Annotated in this window: 19 protein-coding genes and 1 pseudogene; 15 read left to right on the forward strand and 5 right to left on the reverse strand. The window is 60.8% G+C overall.

All coding sequences use genetic code 11. The annotated features are described in order from the left end of the window. The first annotated feature begins 33 nt into the window (after positions 1-33). Genes EI982_RS13395 through EI982_RS13405 form a run of 3 tightly spaced genes read left to right on the forward strand, consistent with a single transcriptional unit; the run spans position 34 to position 1,405 of the window. On the forward strand, positions 34-321 hold the full coding sequence (locus tag EI982_RS13395) for a glutathione S-transferase N-terminal domain-containing protein (RefSeq protein WP_157690181.1): 288 nt from the start codon (positions 34-36) through the stop codon (positions 319-321). Then, positions 321-833 (forward strand): redoxin domain-containing protein, encoded by a 513-nt coding sequence (locus tag EI982_RS13400; protein ID WP_157690182.1) that lies wholly within the window; start codon positions 321-323, stop codon positions 831-833. The genes EI982_RS13395 and EI982_RS13400 overlap by 1 nt, the downstream gene beginning before the upstream one ends. Then, on the forward strand, positions 833-1,405 hold the full coding sequence (locus EI982_RS13405; RefSeq protein WP_157690183.1) for an L-threonylcarbamoyladenylate synthase: 573 nt from the start codon (positions 833-835) through the stop codon (positions 1,403-1,405). The genes EI982_RS13400 and EI982_RS13405 overlap by 1 nt, the downstream gene beginning before the upstream one ends. A 2-nt stretch (positions 1,406-1,407) precedes the next feature. Here the strand turns inward: EI982_RS13405 and EI982_RS13410 are convergent, their stop codons facing one another. Beyond that, positions 1,408-2,073, reverse strand: coding sequence for a CRISPR-associated protein Cas4 (locus EI982_RS13410; RefSeq protein WP_233255234.1), 666 nt, complete (start codon positions 2,071-2,073; stop codon positions 1,408-1,410). A gap of 81 nt (positions 2,074-2,154) precedes the next feature. Here EI982_RS13410 and EI982_RS13415 point away from each other — a divergent pair, with 81 nt between their 5' ends. Then, a complete protein-coding gene (locus EI982_RS13415; RefSeq protein WP_157690184.1) occupies positions 2,155-2,643 on the forward strand; it encodes a hypothetical protein in 489 nt (162 codons plus the stop codon). Positions 2,644-3,055: 412 nt separating this feature from the next. Here EI982_RS13415 and EI982_RS13420 read toward each other — a convergent pair whose 3' ends face one another. After that, the gene (locus tag EI982_RS13420; protein ID WP_157690185.1) at positions 3,056-3,427 is read right to left on the reverse strand and encodes an isochorismatase family protein; all 372 of its coding nucleotides are present in this window, start codon (positions 3,425-3,427) and stop codon (positions 3,056-3,058) included. A gap of 303 nt (positions 3,428-3,730) precedes the next feature. Between EI982_RS13420 and EI982_RS18475 the strand changes: the two genes are divergently transcribed. Together EI982_RS18475 and EI982_RS18480 are read left to right on the forward strand one after the other, a co-directional pair. Further along, positions 3,731-3,886: a hypothetical protein gene (locus EI982_RS18475; RefSeq protein ID WP_199243632.1), complete on the forward strand. Its 156-nt coding sequence runs from the start codon at positions 3,731-3,733 to the stop codon at positions 3,884-3,886. Further along, on the forward strand, positions 3,868-4,293 hold the full coding sequence (locus EI982_RS18480; RefSeq protein WP_199243633.1) for a serine/threonine protein kinase: 426 nt from the start codon (positions 3,868-3,870) through the stop codon (positions 4,291-4,293). Before EI982_RS18475 ends, EI982_RS18480 begins: the two co-directional genes overlap by 19 nt. A 288-nt stretch (positions 4,294-4,581) precedes the next feature. Here the strand turns inward: EI982_RS18480 and EI982_RS13430 are convergent, their stop codons facing one another. Further along, positions 4,582-5,973: an ATP-binding protein gene (locus tag EI982_RS13430; RefSeq protein ID WP_157690186.1), complete on the reverse strand. Its 1,392-nt coding sequence runs from the start codon at positions 5,971-5,973 to the stop codon at positions 4,582-4,584. 695 nt (positions 5,974-6,668) lie between these two features. Between EI982_RS13430 and EI982_RS13435 the strand changes: the two genes are divergently transcribed. The 5 genes from EI982_RS13435 (at position 6,669) to EI982_RS13455 (ending at position 14,538) form a co-directional block, all read left to right on the forward strand. After that, positions 6,669-8,180 (forward strand): metallophosphoesterase family protein, encoded by a 1,512-nt coding sequence (locus EI982_RS13435; protein WP_157690187.1) that lies wholly within the window; start codon positions 6,669-6,671, stop codon positions 8,178-8,180. After that, positions 8,180-10,891, forward strand: coding sequence for an AAA family ATPase (locus EI982_RS13440; RefSeq protein ID WP_157690188.1), 2,712 nt, complete (start codon positions 8,180-8,182; stop codon positions 10,889-10,891). The genes EI982_RS13435 and EI982_RS13440 overlap by 1 nt, the downstream gene beginning before the upstream one ends. Beyond that, entirely contained in the window at positions 10,891-12,156 is a 1,266-nt protein-coding gene (locus EI982_RS13445; RefSeq protein WP_157690189.1) for a DNA double-strand break repair nuclease NurA, read from the forward strand. Before EI982_RS13440 ends, EI982_RS13445 begins: the two co-directional genes overlap by 1 nt. A gap of 73 nt (positions 12,157-12,229) precedes the next feature. Beyond that, entirely contained in the window at positions 12,230-12,895 is a 666-nt protein-coding gene (locus EI982_RS13450; RefSeq protein WP_157690190.1) for a DUF8166 family protein, read from the forward strand. After that, complete coding sequence (locus EI982_RS13455; protein WP_157690191.1) at positions 12,895-14,538, forward strand: ATP-binding protein; 1,644 nt, start codon at positions 12,895-12,897, stop codon at positions 14,536-14,538. Before EI982_RS13450 ends, EI982_RS13455 begins: the two co-directional genes overlap by 1 nt. Before the next feature lie 281 nt (positions 14,539-14,819). Here the strand turns inward: EI982_RS13455 and EI982_RS19250 are convergent. After that, positions 14,820-14,906: pseudogene (locus EI982_RS19250) on the reverse strand (DUF7837 family putative zinc-binding protein); the annotation flags it as partial. A 442-nt stretch (positions 14,907-15,348) separates the two neighbouring features. On the opposite strand from EI982_RS19250, the gene EI982_RS13465 reads away from it, so the two are divergent. The 4 genes from EI982_RS13465 (at position 15,349) to EI982_RS13480 (ending at position 17,960) form a co-directional block, all read left to right on the forward strand. Next, positions 15,349-15,918, forward strand: coding sequence for a DUF7342 family protein (locus EI982_RS13465; RefSeq protein WP_157690192.1), 570 nt, complete (start codon positions 15,349-15,351; stop codon positions 15,916-15,918). Further along, a complete protein-coding gene (locus EI982_RS19185; protein WP_157691212.1) occupies positions 15,911-16,348 on the forward strand; it encodes a toxin-antitoxin system TumE family protein in 438 nt (145 codons plus the stop codon). Before EI982_RS13465 ends, EI982_RS19185 begins: the two co-directional genes overlap by 8 nt. Before the next feature lie 248 nt (positions 16,349-16,596). Continuing rightward, the gene (locus EI982_RS13475) at positions 16,597-16,866 is read left to right on the forward strand and encodes a hypothetical protein (RefSeq protein WP_157690193.1); all 270 of its coding nucleotides are present in this window, start codon (positions 16,597-16,599) and stop codon (positions 16,864-16,866) included. A 50-nt stretch (positions 16,867-16,916) separates the two neighbouring features. Continuing rightward, the gene (locus EI982_RS13480; RefSeq protein WP_157690194.1) at positions 16,917-17,960 is read left to right on the forward strand and encodes an HNH endonuclease; all 1,044 of its coding nucleotides are present in this window, start codon (positions 16,917-16,919) and stop codon (positions 17,958-17,960) included. Between the two features lie 106 nt (positions 17,961-18,066). Here the strand turns inward: EI982_RS13480 and EI982_RS13485 are convergent, their stop codons facing one another. Beyond that, positions 18,067-18,975, reverse strand: coding sequence for an ADP-ribosylglycohydrolase family protein (locus EI982_RS13485; protein WP_157690195.1), 909 nt, complete (start codon positions 18,973-18,975; stop codon positions 18,067-18,069). Between the last annotated feature and the right edge of the window lie 39 nt (positions 18,976-19,014).

Genomic DNA, 19,014 nt, shown 5'->3' on the forward strand with positions numbered 1-19,014 from the left:
GGGCTTAGGCCGTCGCCAGCCCTACGCGTGTCCATGTCCGACGAGGACCCCCCGATCACCCTGTATCGCCTGCAGGCGTGTCCGTACTGCGAGCGTGTCGTCCGGACGCTCCAGGCTCTCGACCTCGAGTACACGTCGCGGTTCGTCGAACCCATGCACTCCGAACGCGACGTCGTCAAGCGGGTCGCGGGGTCGCGCCCCGTCCCCGCCATCGTCGACGAGCGAACCGGCGTGACGATGTCCGAATCCGCCAACGTCGTCGACTACCTCGAATCGACGTACGGCGATGGACTCGTCGACGCCACGGGGGGTGCCGACTGATGGTCGACTTCGAGGTCGTCGACCTCCCCCCGACCGACCACGTCGCCGAGGGCGACGAGGCGCCCGACTTCACCCGCCCCCTCGTCAACGCCGAGTTCTGGGAGGACGCCAGCCTCTCCGCGCTGACCGCCGACGGTCCCGTCTGTCTCGTCTTCCACCCGATGGACGGCTCCTTCCCCGCGACGTACATCTGGAACGAACTCCGGGACCGCGAACTCGGCGACCACTGCACCGTCGTCGGCGTCTCCATCTCGACGCCGTACGCCCACAAGCGACTCATCGAGGAGCGGGACATGGATTTCGACCTGTTCTCCGACCCCGCGAACGGCGTCGCCGAGGCCTACGGCGTCGCCCACGACCTCGACGGGATGGCCGGCGTCGCCGAGGCCCGTCCCGCGACCTTCCTGATCGATACGGACCGCACCGTCCAGTACGCGTGGGTCGCCGAGGAGTGGCCGGACTTCCCGCCGTACGACGACCTCGAACGCGAGATCCGCGCGCTCGTCGACTGATGGCGCTCGACGACGCCGCGTCCGCCGTCCGCGACGGCCGGGCCGTCGTCTACCCCACCGAGACGGTCTACGGCCTCGGCGCCGACGCCACCGATCCCGACGCCGTCGAACGCGTGTTCGCCCTGAAAGACCGGCCGCGGGACAAGCCGCTCTCCCTCGGCGTTCCCGACGTCGACGCGGCGCTCGAACACACCCGGCCGACCGACCGCGCCGAGCGGTTCATGCGCCGCTTTCTCCCCGGCCCCGTCACCGTCGTCGTCGAACGGCGGCCGACGCTGCCCGACGCGCTCACCGCCGGCCGCGATCGCGTCGGCGTGCGCGTCCCCGATCACGACACGGCGCTCGCGCTCCTCGACCGGACGCCCCCGCTGACCGCCACCAGCGCCAACCGCTCCGGTGCGTCGAGTGTCACCCGCGTCGCCGATCTCGATCCCCGGGTCCGCGACGGGGTGGCCGTCGTCGTCGACAGCGGCGAGACGCCCGGCACCGAGAGCACCGTCGTCGACCCCGACCGCGGCGTGATCCACCGCCGTGGCGCGATGGCCGACGAGATCGAGGCGTGGCTCCCGTAGGCTCAACCGAGGCCGAGCAACGACCGGAGCGACCGCGACCGGACGCCACACTCCTCGCGGTACTCGCAGGCCTCGCATTTGGACTCGTCGTCGATCCGCGGCGGCGGCCCCTCCATCCCTCGCACCGTCCGGACCGTCCGCCGGAACGCCGCCTTGTTCCGCGTCGTCAGCTCGACCCGCCGGACGACGCCGTGGGCGGGATACTCCACCAGCGCCGACGGCACCTCGCGTTCGCGCTCCCACGCCAACGCCTTCGCCATCGCCACCGCCCGCACCCGCTGGGGGCGCCACACCCCCTGCTCCGGCGGTCGCCCCGGCGAGACGAACGTCGGCGTCGGCGGTCCGTCCCCCGACAGGAGCTTGTGTGCCACACCCCGACACTCCCGCCCCTCCAGCACCACCTCGCGGGCCGCGGGGTCGATCAGTTCCGCCCAGTCCGCCCGCTCGGCCACCCGATCCAGCACACGGCGGTACGCCGCCGGCGAGGGCTCGATCGGTTCGGCCGACAACGTCGCGTCGTCCGCCGCCCTGAGTTCCGGATACCTGAAGGCGAGCAACTGCCGCTCGCGGGCCGCCGGGGGCGGTCGATCAGCCTCCTCGTCGTGCTCGGCGTAGTAGTGCTGACGCGGACAGTACGCCGCCCGGGCGAGCGCCGAGAACGCGATCACGGACGTCCGTGGCCGCCCGATCCTACTTGAACCTCGTCCGCGACGACAGCGTTCTTTGCGACGCCCGCCCCACACCCCGCCATGTTCCGTCGCCTCCGCGAGACCGGCCCCGGACTGCTCGTCCCCCTCGCCTGGATCGTCGTCGCCGGCGCGCACGCCGACCTCGTCTCGGCCCACGCGATGTTCGTCGCCCACGTCGTGATGGCCGCCCTGCTGGCGACGTTCGCCATCACCGGGTGGTCCGAAATGTCCACCGGCGTCCTCCGGACGTGGCGGACGATCGTCGTCGTCGGCTTCGCCGCGACGGTCCTCGGCGTCGCCGGGTTCGTCACGGGCCGCGATCCCCTCCTCGCCGTCTCCCTGTACGCCTGGATGGGCCTCCCGGCGCTCGGACTGCTCCACACCGGCCGCGCCATCGACGGTCCGGCGCCGGCGTACCTCGGCGGCGGCACGGTCGCCGCGGTCGGTGCGGTCGTCTACGCCGCCGCCCCGTCGCTCACGCTCGTCGGGGTCGCGCTGGTCGGCCTCGGACAGACCGCCGGTATCGCCGACGCCGTCCTCCGGTACTGAGAGTCGGCGAACCGGATCGGATCCGGGGGCGAGTTGCCAAAAGCCGCGCTTCGGTCGACCCTCCCTTTCGGGCGTACCACGCCACCTGATCGACGACAGCCGCGCGACGGTATCGGCGTGGCAGCCGGACTCTCTCCCCCGACAGCCATCCGACGACGTCCGCGGTCTCCCACACCGCCACGCCGATGTCCGCCAACTCGTCGCTCGCGGACAGTCCGGGAAGTGACAGCCACGGACGACCACGGTGTCGATCGACCGGGCGGCGGGGAAGTCGTCGAGGTTCGTCCGGCGGGAAGCACTCCACCGAGGCTTGTACGCGGTCCACTCCGCGGGCCCCACCGCCTATAGTAGCGATTGAAAGTCATTGCACGGCCGATCGCAGTACTGCGTACGATCGGCTGGGCAAACAGTTTCAATCGCTACTATACACTCTCCTCGCAACGGTCGATCGGCGTCCAGGCGCACGTCCGCGGACGGCTTCGACTCCACGGCCAGTTCGGCGCCCTCCGGGCCGGACGACTCCCGCGCCGGATTCGATCCCCGCCTGCCGACACTGGCCGACGTTCGATCCGTCGGCCTCGTACAGGCGCACGACGCGGACGATCGGCGCTCCTGCCCCCTGGAACGCCTCCACGAGACGCCGCATCCGCGACACCGCCTCGGCGGTGCCCTCGCCCTCCGCCGGAGCGCCCGGCCGCGTGAAGTCGTTCTGCGTGTCGATCGTGAACAACGCCACGCCGCCCTGATCGGGGCGAACGTACTTCCCCACGTGAGATTTGCTCACACTCCATACGGTGCAGTTCCGTCGAAACTCGTTACGGAAGTTCGAGGGGAAAGCGCCGTGTTTTAGCGCGGGGATGAATCCGACAGCTTCGTCGTATCCACCCGGAATTAAGCCCTCGGACAGCGTATCCGTGGTCAAGCACAACGGGCAAAAACTGGCGGTTGGATTGGGGTCCGCCCGGACGACGAAGGCTACTACACCGTTCCCGAGAGGGCGCCTCCGAGGCCGTGGTGACACGGCAGGTAAAAAGCGACCCTCGCCCGTTTGTGCTCGCACACCGTGGCACGAAAGGCAGGCAGGCCGATGGCACGGCCCGTGCCCGGACGCCGGGAAACCGGCGACTGGGGGCATCCCCGCTGTCTCTCCGAGACGGATGGGATGCACGGCGCAAGCGGATACCGCGTCCGACCGGACGCCGAACACGCCACACCCCTCGCGGGGTGGCCCATCTCGACCTGAAACCGGCGAACGTCCTGTTTCGCTCCGTCGCGGACGCGTGGGACGTGCCGAAGGTCGCCGACTGGGGACTCTCGAAACACCTGCTCGAACACTCCAAAAGCGTCGAAGGCATGTCGGTGGCGTACGCCGCTCCCGAACAGTTCGACGACGCGTACGGGTCCACCGACGACATCACCGACGTCTACCAACTCGGCGCCGTCTTCTACGAACTGTTCACGGGACGACCACCGTTCGAGGTGATAGATATGGTCAAAAACGACCGGCCCACGCCGCCGAGTGAGATTGCGGACGTTCCCGACGCCTTGGGCGACATCCTGTCGAACGCGCTCGCGAAGGCGAAAGGCGACCGCTACGACGACATCGTCTACCTCCGGGACGACCTCCAAGCGCTGTTCGACGATCGGTGATGGGTGGAGAGACGAGGACGACCACCCTTTCGTCAGGGTGATCACAGGCCTCGAAGCCGGTCGACGGCGACGGAGCGATCGAGGAAACGGTGGGGTGGGCCCTGCCGGATTCGAACCGCGACCGAGTAAAAAGTGGGATGGAGCCTGCCGGGGCGTATCCAGAAACTCGTCCCCTGCCAGCAAGCGATTTTAACGCTTTCAGTCGCTGTACTGCGTGGTTTGAATTCGTCCTCTGTCGCCTTCACCCAGACAGACCAATGATGACCGACCTCGAACCCTTCGACTCCTCTAGTGCGACGCCCTTGGGTCGACGATCCGCTCGAGGTCGAACAACTGCAGATCGTCGCGGTCGGCCGCTGCATCCCGAACGGATTGCGTGAACCCGTTTCGGGCGAACAGAACATACTCGTGCTCGATTTCGCTACCATCAGGCGACCATCGAATCTCGTCAGTATGCTCTTCGAGCGAGGCGAGCGCGCTGTAATCGAGCGGTGCGGACGTGAACTTGCACTCCCCCGTCACCATCGTCCCGTCTGCAGCGAACCCAACCACGTCCACCTCGTACTCGTTGTACCACCAGCGGCCGATATCGGTGAACCTCAGATCGGGATAGAACTCAGGAAGGACGTCCTGACAGCGGTTTTCGAACTCCCGACTCACGAAGTCCGCAAGCTCCGGTTCGATGACCGTCTCGTAGGCGTCGACGCCCAACCGCTCGTACCGGTCTTCGTTGCCGTAGACGAACCGGAACCAAAACCTGAACAACGGATCGAGAATCCGGTACCGCCCGCGGCGTGACTTCGTCTTGTCCTCCGTCACCGGCACCTCACGTTCGACCAGTCGTAGCCGTTCCAGTTTCTGCGTGTACGTCGAAATCTGCTTGCCGTCGATCCCGATCGTTTGTGCGATCTCGTTCGACGTCGCGTTCCCGGCCGCGATCGCTTTCAGAATGGCAAAGTACCGGTTCGGCTCGGTCAGTTCGGTGCGAAGCACGTACTCCGGCTCGTCGTGCAGGAATCCCTGCCGTGACAGCAGCGACTGCTGAATGACCGTTCCGAGGTCGTCGTCCAGTTCGACGCCGTCCAAGTAGTACGGGGTCCCGCCAAACACACCCCACGCGAGCAGCAGTTGTTCGGGGGTATAGCTTTCGGGGAAGAACGTGCGCGCGGCGACAAAATCGAGCTGACGGAGATCGATCTTCTCAGTGAACCTGCCGTACAGCGGACTGTCCCCGAGGAGCGTCGCCTCCTCCATCATACTGATCGAGGATCCGATGAGGACGAGGGTCAGGCCAGTGTCACGCAACTCCTGATCCCACAGTCGCTGGATCACCGACGGGAGGCTCTCGTCGGCATCGATCAGGTATGGGAACTCGTCCAGCACGACGACCGCATCTTGGTCAGCGAGGTATCCAAGCAACGACTCCCACTCGCCCTCGATTCGGCCGATCCCTGGAAACGACTCTTCGGCCACGTCCACGAACGCATCCAGTTGGATCTGTTGAGTTGTTTCAGTCGCCTGGTACAGGACGGCGTCATCGCGGCTTTCCAGTGACTCACGGACGAGTTCGGTCTTCCCAAGACGGCGACGCCCGAAAATCACGACCATGTCGGCGTCATCCGACGCATAGCAATCCCGAAGCCGGCTAAGTTCATCCTCCCGATCCACGAAGCGCTCCATATCCTCTGACTGGCGTCCAGTCAAATAAAACACTCGAATAGACTAATCTAGAATAGGCTAACCAGAAATAGGCTATCCGAGAATTGTTCTCTGAATATAATCGGTGACAGCAGAAACGACTCACTATGACCGCTAGCGACCGTGAGAACGACCAGTGTCTCGATTCCGATCGACGCGACCGACCACCACCGTGGGTCGCCTACCCTTCGTCTCGCTCGGTAGTCTAGTACTTGATTGGCGTACTTGGCATCGCCTCGGTCGCTCTCTACAACGGTTTCGAACGATTGACGTGAGATTTGCTTATCAGCAACTCCCCGTCTTCAATCTTCCACGCAAACGGCTCAGCGGGATCTATCCCCCGCTCTTGCAGCATCCCTCCATCCACCTGTAGGGACATCACAAACTCGTCACCATACTCACGTGCTTGGTCACGGCTCAATACCAAGGTATCCAGATACTCACCACCACTTGGCGTGGGTGTCGCCCACTCAACTGTCCGAGACTCTGTTTCGTTCGTTATCAGATTCATCCTCAACAGGCCGAAACCGGCCACGCACTACTGCAGATTAGCATTCTACTTTCACCCTGGCTGGCTGGCATTTAATAACCGTCCGTTTACACATCGTCATATACTCTCAGCTGCGTGGTCTGGTAGCACGCTCGGCTGAACGAGTACTCTCCAAAAATAACTAAATATGGTGACACTTACGCACATCGCTGATACGCACCTCGGTCATCGACAGTACGGATTGAAACAGCGCGAGGACGACATGGTATCGACCACGCGTGCTGCATTCCAAGAGATGATTAGTGAGCGGGGGACTGATGCGATTCTGTTACCGGGTGACCTGTTCCACTCGCGAGATCTCCGCCCGAAGATCCTGCATCAGATTGAGCAAGAGCTCGAACGGATACCTGATGAGGTACCGGTGTTAGTCTCGCGTGGCAACCATGATGAGAATCTGACGCCGCGTGACGTGACGTGGTTGAATTACCTGCATCAGCGCGGGCACATTGTGTTCCTGAACGCCGAACTGAATGCGGATCCAGAGACAGCGTGGTTTACCCCGTACGATCCGGAGGACCCGGGGCAGTCTGCAGGATTTTATGATATCGATGTCGCGGGGTTGGATGGGCCGATTCGCGTGTTCGGCCTGCAGTGGCGTGGCGCGAAGACCGGGCAGGCCCTCCAGCAAGTGGCGAAGGGGATCGAAGAGACGAATGAGATGCACGGTGAGCCGGCATGGACCGTGTTGCTGGCGCATTTCGGGATTGAAGATGAGGTGCCGACGCTCGGCGGGGCAGTAACCCACGGCGAACTGCGGGACATGAAGGACGTCGTGGATTACCTGGCACTCGGACACATTCACAAGCGGTACGAGTCTGGTGGATGGATCTACAATCCCGGGTCGCCGGAAGCACATAACACGCGGGAAGGGCGACCTGAGTGGGATCACGGCTACTACTCAGTCACACTCGACACCGACGGAGCCGATGCCGGAGGTGACGCACCCGAGTTCGATGTAGACCATCACCCGACGAAGCGACGGCCGTACTACTGGATTGAGTTCGACGTCACCGCGCACGAGTCACCGGGCGACCTCGAAACCGCGTTCCGGGAACACGTAACGGACAAGCAGGCTGCGATGACAGAGTACTGCAGTCAGGACGCGTTCATGGCGCGGGGTGAGCCGCGAGCGCCGATTATTGACCTTCGATTCACGGGGACGTTGCAGTTCAGCCGTGGGGATTTCCGGACGGATGAACTCGCGGCGTGGGTGGATGACGCGTGCGATGCGCTGTACGTGCAGGTGAATACGGGGATTCGGACGGCGAACGTGCAGCAACTCATCTCTGAGATCGACGAGGACGAGGTGTTCAAGGATGGGCAGTTGAACACGGCTGCATTAGAACACCGCGTCTTCGAGACGATTGCGAAGGAATCGATCTACGATGACCACGCAGCCGATGTCGCTGACGTGTTAGGGAACGCCCACCAGATGGCGCAAGCCGACGAAGCCGTCGAGGATATTCGTAACTCGGTGAGTTCGGCACGGCAGGAGTTGTTCCCGGATTTGGGGGATGACGTGGTGCTGGATATCCAGGAAGACCCGTTCGTCGAGCCCGACACCGGTAAGGAAGCGGCTGGTGACGCGGGTGACGGCGAGACAGATGCCGAGGCTGAGGTAGAGGGGGTGGTAGAGTAATGAGGATCACGAAGGTTACCTTGGATGACATCAAGTCGTACGAGGGACGGACTGTCGTGCCGATCGAAGGTGGTGTGACGGCGATCCTCGGCGAGAATGGTGCGGGGAAGTCAACAATTCAAGAAGCGATTGGACTCGCGTTGTTTGACTCGCTTCCGTTCGACAAGAAGGATTTCGTACGAGAGGGTGCGAGTTCAGGAACCGTTGAGGTAACGTTTGAACAGGAAACGCAGCAAGATACTGAAAGATTCAAAGTCAGGAGGTCGATTAACCGATCGAATGACGGTGTTCATCGGTACGATCCAGAGACTGACGAGTGGATCGATTTAGATATTGATTCAGTCGGAGAAGTCGTTCGCTGGCTCTGTAATCGATTCGATGTTGAGGACGATGACGAGTTGGAGAGTCTCTGGAAGTCGTGTATAGGGGTGCCACAAACGCGGTTTTTATCCGATTTCGCGGGGACGGGGAAGAAGCGAAAAACCACGTTCGATCCGTTACTGAATGTGGATGCGTACGAGGAGTCGTGGAAGACGCTCAAGGACATCCCGGACGCGATCGAGAGCCAGCAACAGGACCTTCGTAGCGACATCGATACGCTCACCGGCGAGGTACAGGGGCTGCCGGACAAGCGAGCGGAAGCGGAATCACTGGCCGATGACGTTGCGGCGATCGAAGAGCGTATCGAGCGGAAATCAAGTGAGTTGTCGGAGAAGGAGGCTGAGTACGAAGAGCTGGAGGCCGTCGAAGAGGAAATCGAACGGCTTGACCAAGAGGTTGACTCGCTGGAGCGGGACATCGACTCGACGGAGAGCAATTTGGAGACAGCGAAGGAGGAACTCGCAGCGGCCGAAGAGGCAAAGGAGAAATGCGAGGCGAATCGTGAGGGGTACCGTGAGTACAAGCAGGCGAGCGAGCGGCAGGAAGAGTTAGAGGAGCGGGAGGCTGAACGAGACAAGCTGGCTGAGAAACGCGACACACAGGAAGACACGATCAAGGAAATCAGATTCGAGGTCGAACAGCTGGAAGAGGACTTGGAAGAACTGGAGGAGGCTCGGGAGACGCTGGAGGCGCGTGAAGCGGATAAGGAGCGGTACGAGAAACTCGATGACCGAATCAAGTCGCTGAAAGACCGTGAAGACGACATTGAGGCGTTAGAGGAGGAAATCGAGCAGTCGGCCGAGGAGATTGAAGAGAAGGAGGATGAAATCGAGTCGGTAGAGGAGACGATCGCGGAGATCGAAGCGAAGTGGGAGGAGACAACGGATCCGGAAACGCTCTCCGATGAAATCAACGACCGGGAGGCGCGCCGGAAGCAGTTGGCGAGCGAGCGTGAGCGGCTTGAAGAACAACTGGAGCGGTTGCGTGACACGGATGTTGATGCGCCGTGCCCGACGTGTGACCGTCCATTAAACGAAAAACACCGGTCGGAGGCAATCGAGCAGCGTGAAACCCGAATCGAGGAAATCGAGACGGAACGCGAGGAACTGGCTGAAGAACTGGCCGAGTTGCGTGAGCAGCGTGAGGCGGCGAGGGAAGTCAAGCAGCGTGTCGATAAGCTGCCTGTTCATCGGGACAAAATCGAATCGTTGGAGAATGAGATCGAAAACCTGCGAACCGGGAAGAAAGAGAAGGAAGCGGAGTTAGCGGACTTGGAAGACGACTTGGCGGCCCTCCCGGACCTTGAAGCCGAGCGAGACGACTTAGAGGAGGCGTACGACGAGTACCAGACTGCCGAGTTCCGGGTTGAGGAGCATGTTGATGTGCCTGCAGAGTTAGACGAAAAGCGCGCCAAATTGGAGGAGGAACAGTCGGCGCTCGCGGAGATCAAAGACGAGTTGGAGCAGTTTGACGGACTAGATGAAGAGTTGGCGGAGGCCAAGGAAACGCTGGCGGAGACGGAATCGGCGTATCAGACGTATATCAAGCACGAACAGCAGGCGTCGCAGGTGGATGAGCGGCAGGAGAGAGTCGACGAACTGGAGAGCAAGCTCGCGGACCTCGAAGCGGATCTCGAAGGGACAGAGGCCAAACTGGAAGAAACGAAGACATCGTTCGATGATGAGCGATTCGAGACGCTTGCATCAGAAATCGAGGAACTCAAGGGTGAGATCCAGCGGGCCAAAGGGACGCTTGATGAGAGGGAGGAGAACCTGCGGAAGGAGCGCGAGGAAATCGAGGAATTGGAGACGAAGATAGAGGAGCGCCAGAAGAAACTCCAGCAACTGAAAGAACTGAAAGCGGACCAGCAGTTCGCCAAGTGGGTCCGGGAGAACGTCCGGGAAGCCGGGCCGAAGATGCGGGAAATCATCACCGACCGGATTGGGTCCCGGGCAAATGAGTTGTTCCGCTCGATTCGCGGCGCGTCGGCTGAGACGCTGGAGTGGACGAGCGATTACGAGATCATCGTGCACGACGCAGATGTTCAGAAGTCGTTTTCGACGTTGAGTGGTGGGGAGAAGATGGCGGCTGCACTCGCAGTGCGGTTGGCGATCCTAGAGCAGTTGGCATCAGTCGGCGTCGCATTCCTGGATGAACCAACGGCGAATCTCGACCGGCAAAAGAAACGGAATCTCGTCACTCAGCTCAAACAGCTGGATAGCTTCGAGCAACTCACGGTCATTAGTCACGACCAGACGTTCGATTCGATGACGGACTACACAATCACCGTCGAGAAAGACCGGCAGACGTCGGAGGTATCAGTCAATTAATGCCGATTGATAAACGTGGTGTCGCGTCCGAATTGGAGGCGAATGTTGAGACGATCGAGTCGTATCTCGAAGACGATACGGGGATCGTTGAGCGGTATCGAGATGCGTTTCAGCGGTTGCCCGACGAGTGGACGTCCGATGACATTCGCGCGGCGCTGCAGGATGCATCATATCCAGGGGCGTCTCCGACGGGCGAGTTTGATGCCGTGGACAGCATCATTGTCCCGTACCCGGAGAGTGACGGGTGGGAGAATCACGAGGAGGTCAACAAATGGGCGCGGGAGATTATTCGTGACGTCCCGGTGCTGGCTGTCGATGGGTCACAGCTTCCGCCGACAACACAATTCAATGTCCCGCTCGCGTACGTCCAAGCGGCGTGGGCAGTCAACCATCATCACGCCGAGGGACGGCTTGACCGCGGCGTTGAGGGACGGCTCTTGACGCCTGACGAGGTCACGCAAGAATCGAGCGACGGTGACTACCGGTTCGTTGATTCCCAACTCGTGGGTCATCACCGGTTTGAGCACGAGGGCCAGCTCCTCATCGACCAACTCTCGGCGATAGCCGACGCGCGTGATGCAGGTGACATCGACCACACGCCGGTCGCGTTCTATGACGGGCCGTTGATCGCGTCATTTGCAAACCCATTGAAGCCAGAGACCCGAGAGCGGTACATCTCGACGCTGAGTCGCGTTATTGCGGCGAGTCAACACCACGAGATTCCGCTGGTCGGGTACGTTGCCGGGTCGTCCGCCACTGAAATGGTGAAGATGACGCGACTGCTCTTACCTACTGAATTCGGGACTGATCGCGTCATTCCCGACGCCCACGTGCTGACCGAGCTAATGAGTCCGTGGGGCGACACGACGATCCCATTTATTTCGAAACGCGACGGGAGCATCGACGCGTTGCAGGCAACGTACGACGGGGAAGCGTACGAATTCCGCGACGACATCCTGTTCTCGTACCTGAATGTACCGCCAGGCGCTGGACTCGACCGGATCGAGTTCCCTGGCTGGCTCTGCCGCAGTGACGGGCCTGACGCCTACGACTCGATGTACGAGTACACCGTCGATATTGTCCGGGCAGAAGCAGGGATCGGACGAGGATATCCTGAAATCCTGCAACAGGTCGATAGCGACGCCGTGTTAGACCATCAGGACCGCCAGCAGTTCCAGCGAGTCGTCCAACGGTGGGCTGACTCGAACGACGTGCCGCTCGAATGGAACGCCAAAGCACTCAGCAAGGAGCTTCGACGACGATGATTCACCACAACACCAGCAGTTCACTAGCCAGAGGCACCGCCGCAGCACTACCTAACAGGACAGGAGGAACCCAATGACCGATCACTCGACAGCCGGCGACCAGTTAGATCTTGACTCGTGCGTTCAGATTGGCAGTGTCGTCTCTTCGAACAGCCACTTAGATTATGTCGTCGAGGTCTACAAGGAACGAGACTGTGAGCGGCCACCGGAACTCCACGAACGCGAGTTCGGCCAACCAGTCTTCATCAAGAAAACCATCGAGGGGACCGATCACGCGGTCATGGGCGTGATCTACGATACGCAACTGATCGATCCTGACCAGGGTCGTACTGGCCCACGATTAGCCCAAGAGGATCAGGCGCAATTCACCCCGGGGTATATTGAGGAACGCACGACACTCGCCGGTGTCGCACTGCTCGGGACTGCCGTCCTCACTGATGACCGGACGATCACGAATCCGACGCATCAGATGCCGCGGTGGACGTTGGAAGTCGATGACACCGTCTTCCACTGTCCAGATGAAATCACGCGCTCCTTCCATACAATCGACGACCAGATTCAGCTGGCGTACATGGATCGACTGGTGGATATTGCAGGCGACCTCGGTGCGGAGGTCATCGTCACACTCATTGACCGGTTACAGGGGATCCTTCCGGAGGATGACCCGAACCAGCGGGTCCTTGATGTCGTTGAACAGAACGTGCAGTGGCAGGCACGAGAACGCCGAGGGGTGGTCTAATGGCTGGCCGCTCAGACGTCGTCGGGACCGTCGCTGGACCGGGTGAAGATCCGAACGAATTCGTGTTCGTAACCCCGTCGGACCGGTCGATCAAGACGGGCGAGTTCATCACGTATACCGTCTCGGCCGATGGCGGCGAGCGGTCGGTCTTTGCTCGTGTCACGAACCGCGAACTGATCAGAGGCTTGCCGGAGGGTTTCCTCGCCGATCCAGAAGTCGGCCCGGAGACGGTCGCGGCGACACTCGGTGTGCCGACCGATGACACCGAGTTGTACCGACTGACGGCAACGGTCATCGGATACTACGACACCGACATGACTACGTTCGCCAATCCGCGACAGCTCCCGGATCCGGGAACACCGCTGTCGATCGCTCCGGATCAGCAACTCGAAACGGTGCTTCCGAACCTCGGGTGTGAAACGGACAGTACGGATGTGGCTGGCCTGGACGGCATCGCGCACGTCGGGTGGCTGTTGAACCGTCCTGCTGAAGCGACGAACATTCACATCCCAATCGAGGAGTTCGCCTCGACACACTTGGCGATCCTCGCATCGACTGGTAGCGGGAAATCCTACACCGCGTCTGTCTTGATCGAGGAGATGATGCGGCCGAGTGCACGCGCATCACTACTCGTGTTCGACCCGCACGGCGAGTACGATACCTTGGCTGATATGCAGGGCGAGGCGGCCTTCCAGGATGAGGATGGGTATGAGCCGGATATTGTGTACTATGACCCGGAGCGACTTCGCGTTCGCATCTCTGAACTGGAGATTGGCGACGTGATGGCGATCCTGGACAATCCGAGTAATCGGATGCAAGAGCGGCTTTCGACGGCGTGGCGCGCGATGCAGAGACAGGAGAGTCGGACGTGGGGCGTAGACGAACTCATTGCCGAAATGGAGCGGATTTACGGTGACGATGACGCAAGTGTTGGTGCCTTAGAGTGGCGACTCCGACGGTCGATCGAGCGGAATGATCTCTTCCATCCCGAAGAAAACGTCCCGTTGGACGAGATTGTGGATGCAGGACAGTGTACAGTGCTTCAGATGGACACGCTGGATCGATGGGATCAGCAACTCATCACCACCGTTCTCTTACGACGGATGTATCGAGAGCGACTCGATGACGTGCGGGACCGCGAGTCTGCAATCGACCATCCGATATTCGCGCTCTTTGAGGAAGGTCATCGATTTGCCCCGGCCTCTGGTGATGCTCCGTCGTTAGGGATTATGCGGACGATCACATCCGAAGGCCGCAAGTTCGGGTTCGGGCTCGGAATTATCAGTCAACGACCGTCGAAAATCGATCAAGACGTACTATCACAGTGTGGGACGCAGATTTCGATGCAAATCCAGAACCCGAACGACCAAGACGCGATCAAGAATTCTGTCGAAGCCGCCGGCGAAGATGTTCTCAGAGAACTTCCAGGGTTAACGCCCGGGCAAGCAGTCGTCTCAGGGGATGCGATGAACACGCCAGCCTTGATCCAGGTTCGACAGCGACGCACGCCCCACGGGGCTGGAAGCCGGCCAGTCATCGAGGAATGGCATAACGCCTACGATGAACGGCAGCGCAAACCGACGCGATCAGAAGGAGCTGACTTCGGTGAGGGTGATTCGACAGGAGTGCAAGATCTGGACTGATCGAGGAGTGTGTGAATAGCTGGTTATCCCTCCAGGATACGCTAGTTTTAGAACCTAAGACTCCGCTAATTACGGGCACCCCTTGGCACTCTACCGGACGTCCTACGTGTCTCCTTGGTCAGTCCTCACGCTTAAGAACTGGATGCTCACGAAACAACCCGCAGAAGCGAATGACGCGACTGGCGATGAAGTACGGCAAGAGCTGGATACATATCTTCAGACCGGTTGACCAATATTCGGGACCGTTGCATGTGCAGTTATTCAAGAATTCGCGCCTACTGTTACTGAGGACTCACGACTTCCTCACAAAGCGGGCACTCTGCCCAGATCCCAGTCGTCCCATCGTCTTTCTCGTATTCGACCAAGACGTATGCGCTGGAGAGCTCCTCACTAATCGCTGGAAAGACGCGCCTGATCGCTTCTCGGATCGCATCTCCGAGCAGGGCATTCCGAACACGCTACACAAGATCGCGGACGAAGCAGGTATTCGACCCTACAAGATTGACGGGAGCAGAGGCACACCTGACGATGTCACGCCGCACGCACTGTGTCACGGTATCACCTACCGGATGATGAACGCCGAAGACGGGAACACCCTCTGCGACGTCCGCAGTCGACTTCGTCACCGGAGTATCCAACACCGAACGAATCTACGACCATATGCGGAAGGTGTAACCGCAGGGGATCGAACCAGGCCTGCCGGTGCGGAAACGAGCTGCGCGTTTCTACAATCGTCTGAAGCAGAAATAATTCAGTTTGCAATAGATATATATCGCTTCAGTGTTAAGCTACGCTAAGAGGGGCTCACGAATGGACATCACTGACATTCCAGACGACGCGTACTCTGGCGACGAATCACCGCCAGACATCGACGAATTGGGTTCACCCGAATCGCTGCTCAAGGGCGGACCGATCCGCGAGCGACTTCTTGACGTCGTTACTGGGCTTCGGACCCCCACCAAGGTATCCGCTATCGCTGACCTCGCTGACTGCGATACCGAGACGGCTCGAGACTATCTGGAGTGGTTCGACGAGATGGGACTGGTCCACCGCCACGACGGCCGCCCGGTCCGATACGAGCGCAACGACGCGTACTTCCAGTGGCGACGCATCGACCACATCCGCGAGGACTACTCCGAACAAGAGATCGTCGAGGCGCTTTCGGACGCTATCGACCAGATCGAAGACTACAGAGACCAATTCGACACAGACGACCCCGATGACGTCTCCCTCGTCGAAGCCAGCCGGGACATGCCCACCGAAGACGCGTGGGAGGCCCTCTCCGAGTGGAAAACTCTCGAACGCAGAGCGGCCCTCCTCGACGCCGCGCGACGTGACCAGCCAGCCGCTGGGAGCACCCCTGGTCACATCGATGCCTGACAACCCGGCCGATCCGCCCCGGACCGGCCCTATCGATACAGAACTTCTCGACCGGATTGCCGCACACCTCACTCGAAGCGCTCGCTTCGACGATATCCAAGCACGCCCCGCGTATGCACCGAATTCTGTCGTCGCAGACTACGACCTCGGGTACTTCCCCGGCGGAGTCACGCGTGCGTATCTCCGCATTCGGTGGTTCGAGACGGACGACTTCAACATCCATTACGCTGAGCAATACAACACGGGGGAATCCTGGGAGTGCCGCTGGGACCGTCACCCGAACGACCACAACACCCGTGAGCACTTCCACCCGCCCCCAGATGCACCGACACCAGGCGGGGACGAGGACCATCCGGACGAATGGCGGGACGTACTCGCCACCGTTCTCACTCGTCTCGACGAACGAATCGAAGCATTCTGGACTGAGTAACGGTCCAGCACAGCAAGGTAGTGTGCGGTTTTACCGACGCTACTAGGCCGAATACGACTCGGTTCAGGGAAACTGATTGCTGGTATCCTGATGATCGCCGAACCAATGCCCCAGATATCCGATCTCTACTGTACGAACCCGGTCTGTGAAACTGGAACGATAGTCGCGGAAGACACCGGCGCGATAGCATAGGTGTCGAGCGGCCCCCGAATACATAGTCCAGCGCACCAATCCGAACAGAAGAAAGGATGAGGGTCACCGGCAACACGATCTACGAACACGACGAACATGGAGCGGTGCTCGTTCTCGACGTTCACCACGTCTTCGACGAGTACGACCTCGAAACCGGAAGCGGGGAGCTTCACTCACGCGTCGTCCGATACACCTCGAACTGGGACGACTACGGACCGATGCCGGGAAGCATCCAAGTAACGTCAACGGACGACTTCCGAGAGCAGCTGGGTGACCAGCTCAGAACGTTCGAACCACTTGAACCGCAGGCTGAAACGGACGAGTAGCGCGTATCACGCAGGCATTTATTGACTGACAGACGTAATGCCACGGTATCATGCAGCACGCCTTTCGGGTCGGGCAGCAATACCGCGACACTGGCAGTTACCGCAACCCGGAGGATCAGTTCCTGCGATGGATCCGTGGCCCGCTCGACACCGGCATCAAAAACACAGGTGGAATCCGTGATCTCGGTGCGGACCGGTCCGATACCCCTGCTGCGCTCGTGCTCGTCTCCAACGACAGCGGCATCTCTCAGCACGACGACCCGTGGGAGGACACGCTCGCCGTCAACGCCGGCTACATCAGTTACTGGGGCGACGCAAAGGCCTCAAACCCCTACGATAAATCCGCGCAGAACCAGAAAATCAAGGCCGCCTTCGACAGCGCTGCAGCCGGTCGGCGCGAGGATGTCCCGCCCGTCCTCGTGTTCCGCAAACCCGAATCAGGCGTCGTGGAGTTCTGTGGGCTCTGCGTCCCCGACCACTTCGAAGTCCACGCATACCAGGCCGATGACGGGACCCAGGTCCCGAATTACCAGTTTCACTTCTCGATCCTCAACACCAACGCCGTCCCCGTCACGTGGCTGCACGACCGCGCCCGGCAGAACGACGACAGCGAGGCACCGGCCGTCTGGCAGCAGTGGATCCAGACCGGAGAGGTGGCCCAGTGGCCGACCGGAGAACCCCTCGATTCGAGTGGCCGGATTCGCCGCTACGAAACATCCGAAATCACCGTAAGCGACGCCTTCCGGGCAGACATACTCGACCGCTACGACCACGCGTGTACCCTGACCGGTATTCGAGAAGATGAGCTGCTTGATCTCGCACACATCCTCCCACGAAGTCAACACCCAGAACTCGCCGAACATCCGGAAAACGTTCTCGTATTGAACTCACTGCACCACCGCGCGTTCGACGCCGCGCTGTTCACCATCGACAGCGACTACCGCATCCAAGCAAGTCCCGCATTCGACCCAGCCCATCCGTTCCTTCGCGAAACGATTCTTGACCGGGAAGGCGAACAACTCTCCCTCCCACCCACTGTGGAGATCCGTTCATCCTTCCTCGAAGAACTCAACACTGGCCTCTCGTGGCTATAGTTCACCCAAACAATCTGGGTCGGCTAGACTCGGTTTGTATGGAGTCCCGGCCCGTCGCCGATGCTGACTCGACCCACACGCCTCAGTCAAGACGCCAACACGTACATCACGCCACCTCCACGAGTCGCTCGGCCAGCGTTTCGAGTTCGTCGGTCTCGTCGACAGCACTTAGCCATCGATCCGGAAGCTGTGACACCCCAAACCGCGCCCCAGCGACTGCACCTGCAATCGCCCCAATCGTATCCGTATCACCGCCACGATTCACCGCCGTCACAATCGCGTCCTCGGCACTGTCCACGACAAGGCCATCGTGGAGTGCTGTCTGCAGCGAATGCACAACGTACCCCGACGTCTCCAACGTATCGGGCGAGTCGCCACGGGCAAGCGGTCGGAGTGCCGCCACGAGCTCATCAGGTGCGTCCGCACCGACGTAGTCAAGTGCGTCCTGCAACGGCGTATCCGCATCGCCAAGGAGGCCAGCCACTGTGAGATTCAGAATCGCACAGCCATCAGTACATCGTGGGTCAGCGTGCGTGATCTGTGAGGACTGCCGACTTACCTCGACGAGTCGGCCCCAGTCATTCGCGTATGGAATGGCGAGTGGTGGACACCGCATCACGCTCCCGTTGCCTGCGTTCTGGCCTTCTCGGCTCTGCTCCCAGACGTGCTGGCCTGCCTCGTCCCATTGGTCGCCGTGTTTGAGGCGGCTGAGCGACCGCATCGTCATGCGCCCGATATCGAACGGCCCGCTGTCGTACCACGTGACGAACCGCTCCGCGATATCCGTCGGATCGAACGTTTGGTGTTCTACCAGACTTCGGGCGATGCACAGCGCTTGTTCGGTGTCGTCTGTGATCGTCCCGGCTGGCTGGTTCCACGTGCCGTGCCCGACCATCTCGTCAAGCCGGCCGTGCTTAGCACTGATCTCCGACGCAGACGTAAACTCGACTGGCCGGCCAAGCGCATCCCCACACGCTAGCCCAAGGAGGACACCACGCGCCCGATCCAAATCCATACGTCACTCAAGAACTACCGCTGAGAAAAATGTAGGGAG

Origin of the sequence: Haloplanus salinarum (assembly GCF_009762275.1) — an archaeon.
Classification (GTDB): Archaea; Halobacteriota; Halobacteria; order Halobacteriales; family Haloferacaceae; genus Haloplanus; species Haloplanus salinarum.

What these genes read in the sequence shown, in the direction of transcription:
- EI982_RS19185 (WP_157691212.1), top strand. Translation starts at nt 15,911, where the DNA reads ATGCCTGACAACCCGGCCGATCCGCCCCGGACCGGCCCTATCGATACA.
- EI982_RS13395 (WP_157690181.1), top strand. Translation starts at nt 34, where the DNA reads ATGTCCGACGAGGACCCCCCGATCACCCTGTATCGCCTGCAGGCGTGT.
- EI982_RS13450 (WP_157690190.1), top strand. Translation starts at nt 12,230, where the DNA reads ATGACCGATCACTCGACAGCCGGCGACCAGTTAGATCTTGACTCGTGC.
- EI982_RS13445 (WP_157690189.1), top strand. Translation starts at nt 10,891, where the DNA reads ATGCCGATTGATAAACGTGGTGTCGCGTCCGAATTGGAGGCGAATGTT.
- EI982_RS13485 (WP_157690195.1), bottom strand. Translation starts at nt 18,975, where the DNA reads ATGGATTTGGATCGGGCGCGTGGTGTCCTCCTTGGGCTAGCGTGTGGG.
- EI982_RS13465 (WP_157690192.1), top strand. Translation starts at nt 15,349, where the DNA reads ATGGACATCACTGACATTCCAGACGACGCGTACTCTGGCGACGAATCA.
- EI982_RS13415 (WP_157690184.1), top strand. Translation starts at nt 2,155, where the DNA reads ATGTTCCGTCGCCTCCGCGAGACCGGCCCCGGACTGCTCGTCCCCCTC.
- EI982_RS13430 (WP_157690186.1), bottom strand. Translation starts at nt 5,973, where the DNA reads ATGGAGCGCTTCGTGGATCGGGAGGATGAACTTAGCCGGCTTCGGGAT.
- EI982_RS13400 (WP_157690182.1), top strand. Translation starts at nt 321, where the DNA reads ATGGTCGACTTCGAGGTCGTCGACCTCCCCCCGACCGACCACGTCGCC.
- EI982_RS13480 (WP_157690194.1), top strand. Translation starts at nt 16,917, where the DNA reads ATGCAGCACGCCTTTCGGGTCGGGCAGCAATACCGCGACACTGGCAGT.
- EI982_RS18475 (WP_199243632.1), top strand. Translation starts at nt 3,731, where the DNA reads ATGGCACGGCCCGTGCCCGGACGCCGGGAAACCGGCGACTGGGGGCAT.
- EI982_RS13405 (WP_157690183.1), top strand. Translation starts at nt 833, where the DNA reads ATGGCGCTCGACGACGCCGCGTCCGCCGTCCGCGACGGCCGGGCCGTC.
- EI982_RS13455 (WP_157690191.1), top strand. Translation starts at nt 12,895, where the DNA reads ATGGCTGGCCGCTCAGACGTCGTCGGGACCGTCGCTGGACCGGGTGAA.
- EI982_RS13440 (WP_157690188.1), top strand. Translation starts at nt 8,180, where the DNA reads ATGAGGATCACGAAGGTTACCTTGGATGACATCAAGTCGTACGAGGGA.
- EI982_RS13475 (WP_157690193.1), top strand. Translation starts at nt 16,597, where the DNA reads ATGAGGGTCACCGGCAACACGATCTACGAACACGACGAACATGGAGCG.
- EI982_RS13435 (WP_157690187.1), top strand. Translation starts at nt 6,669, where the DNA reads ATGGTGACACTTACGCACATCGCTGATACGCACCTCGGTCATCGACAG.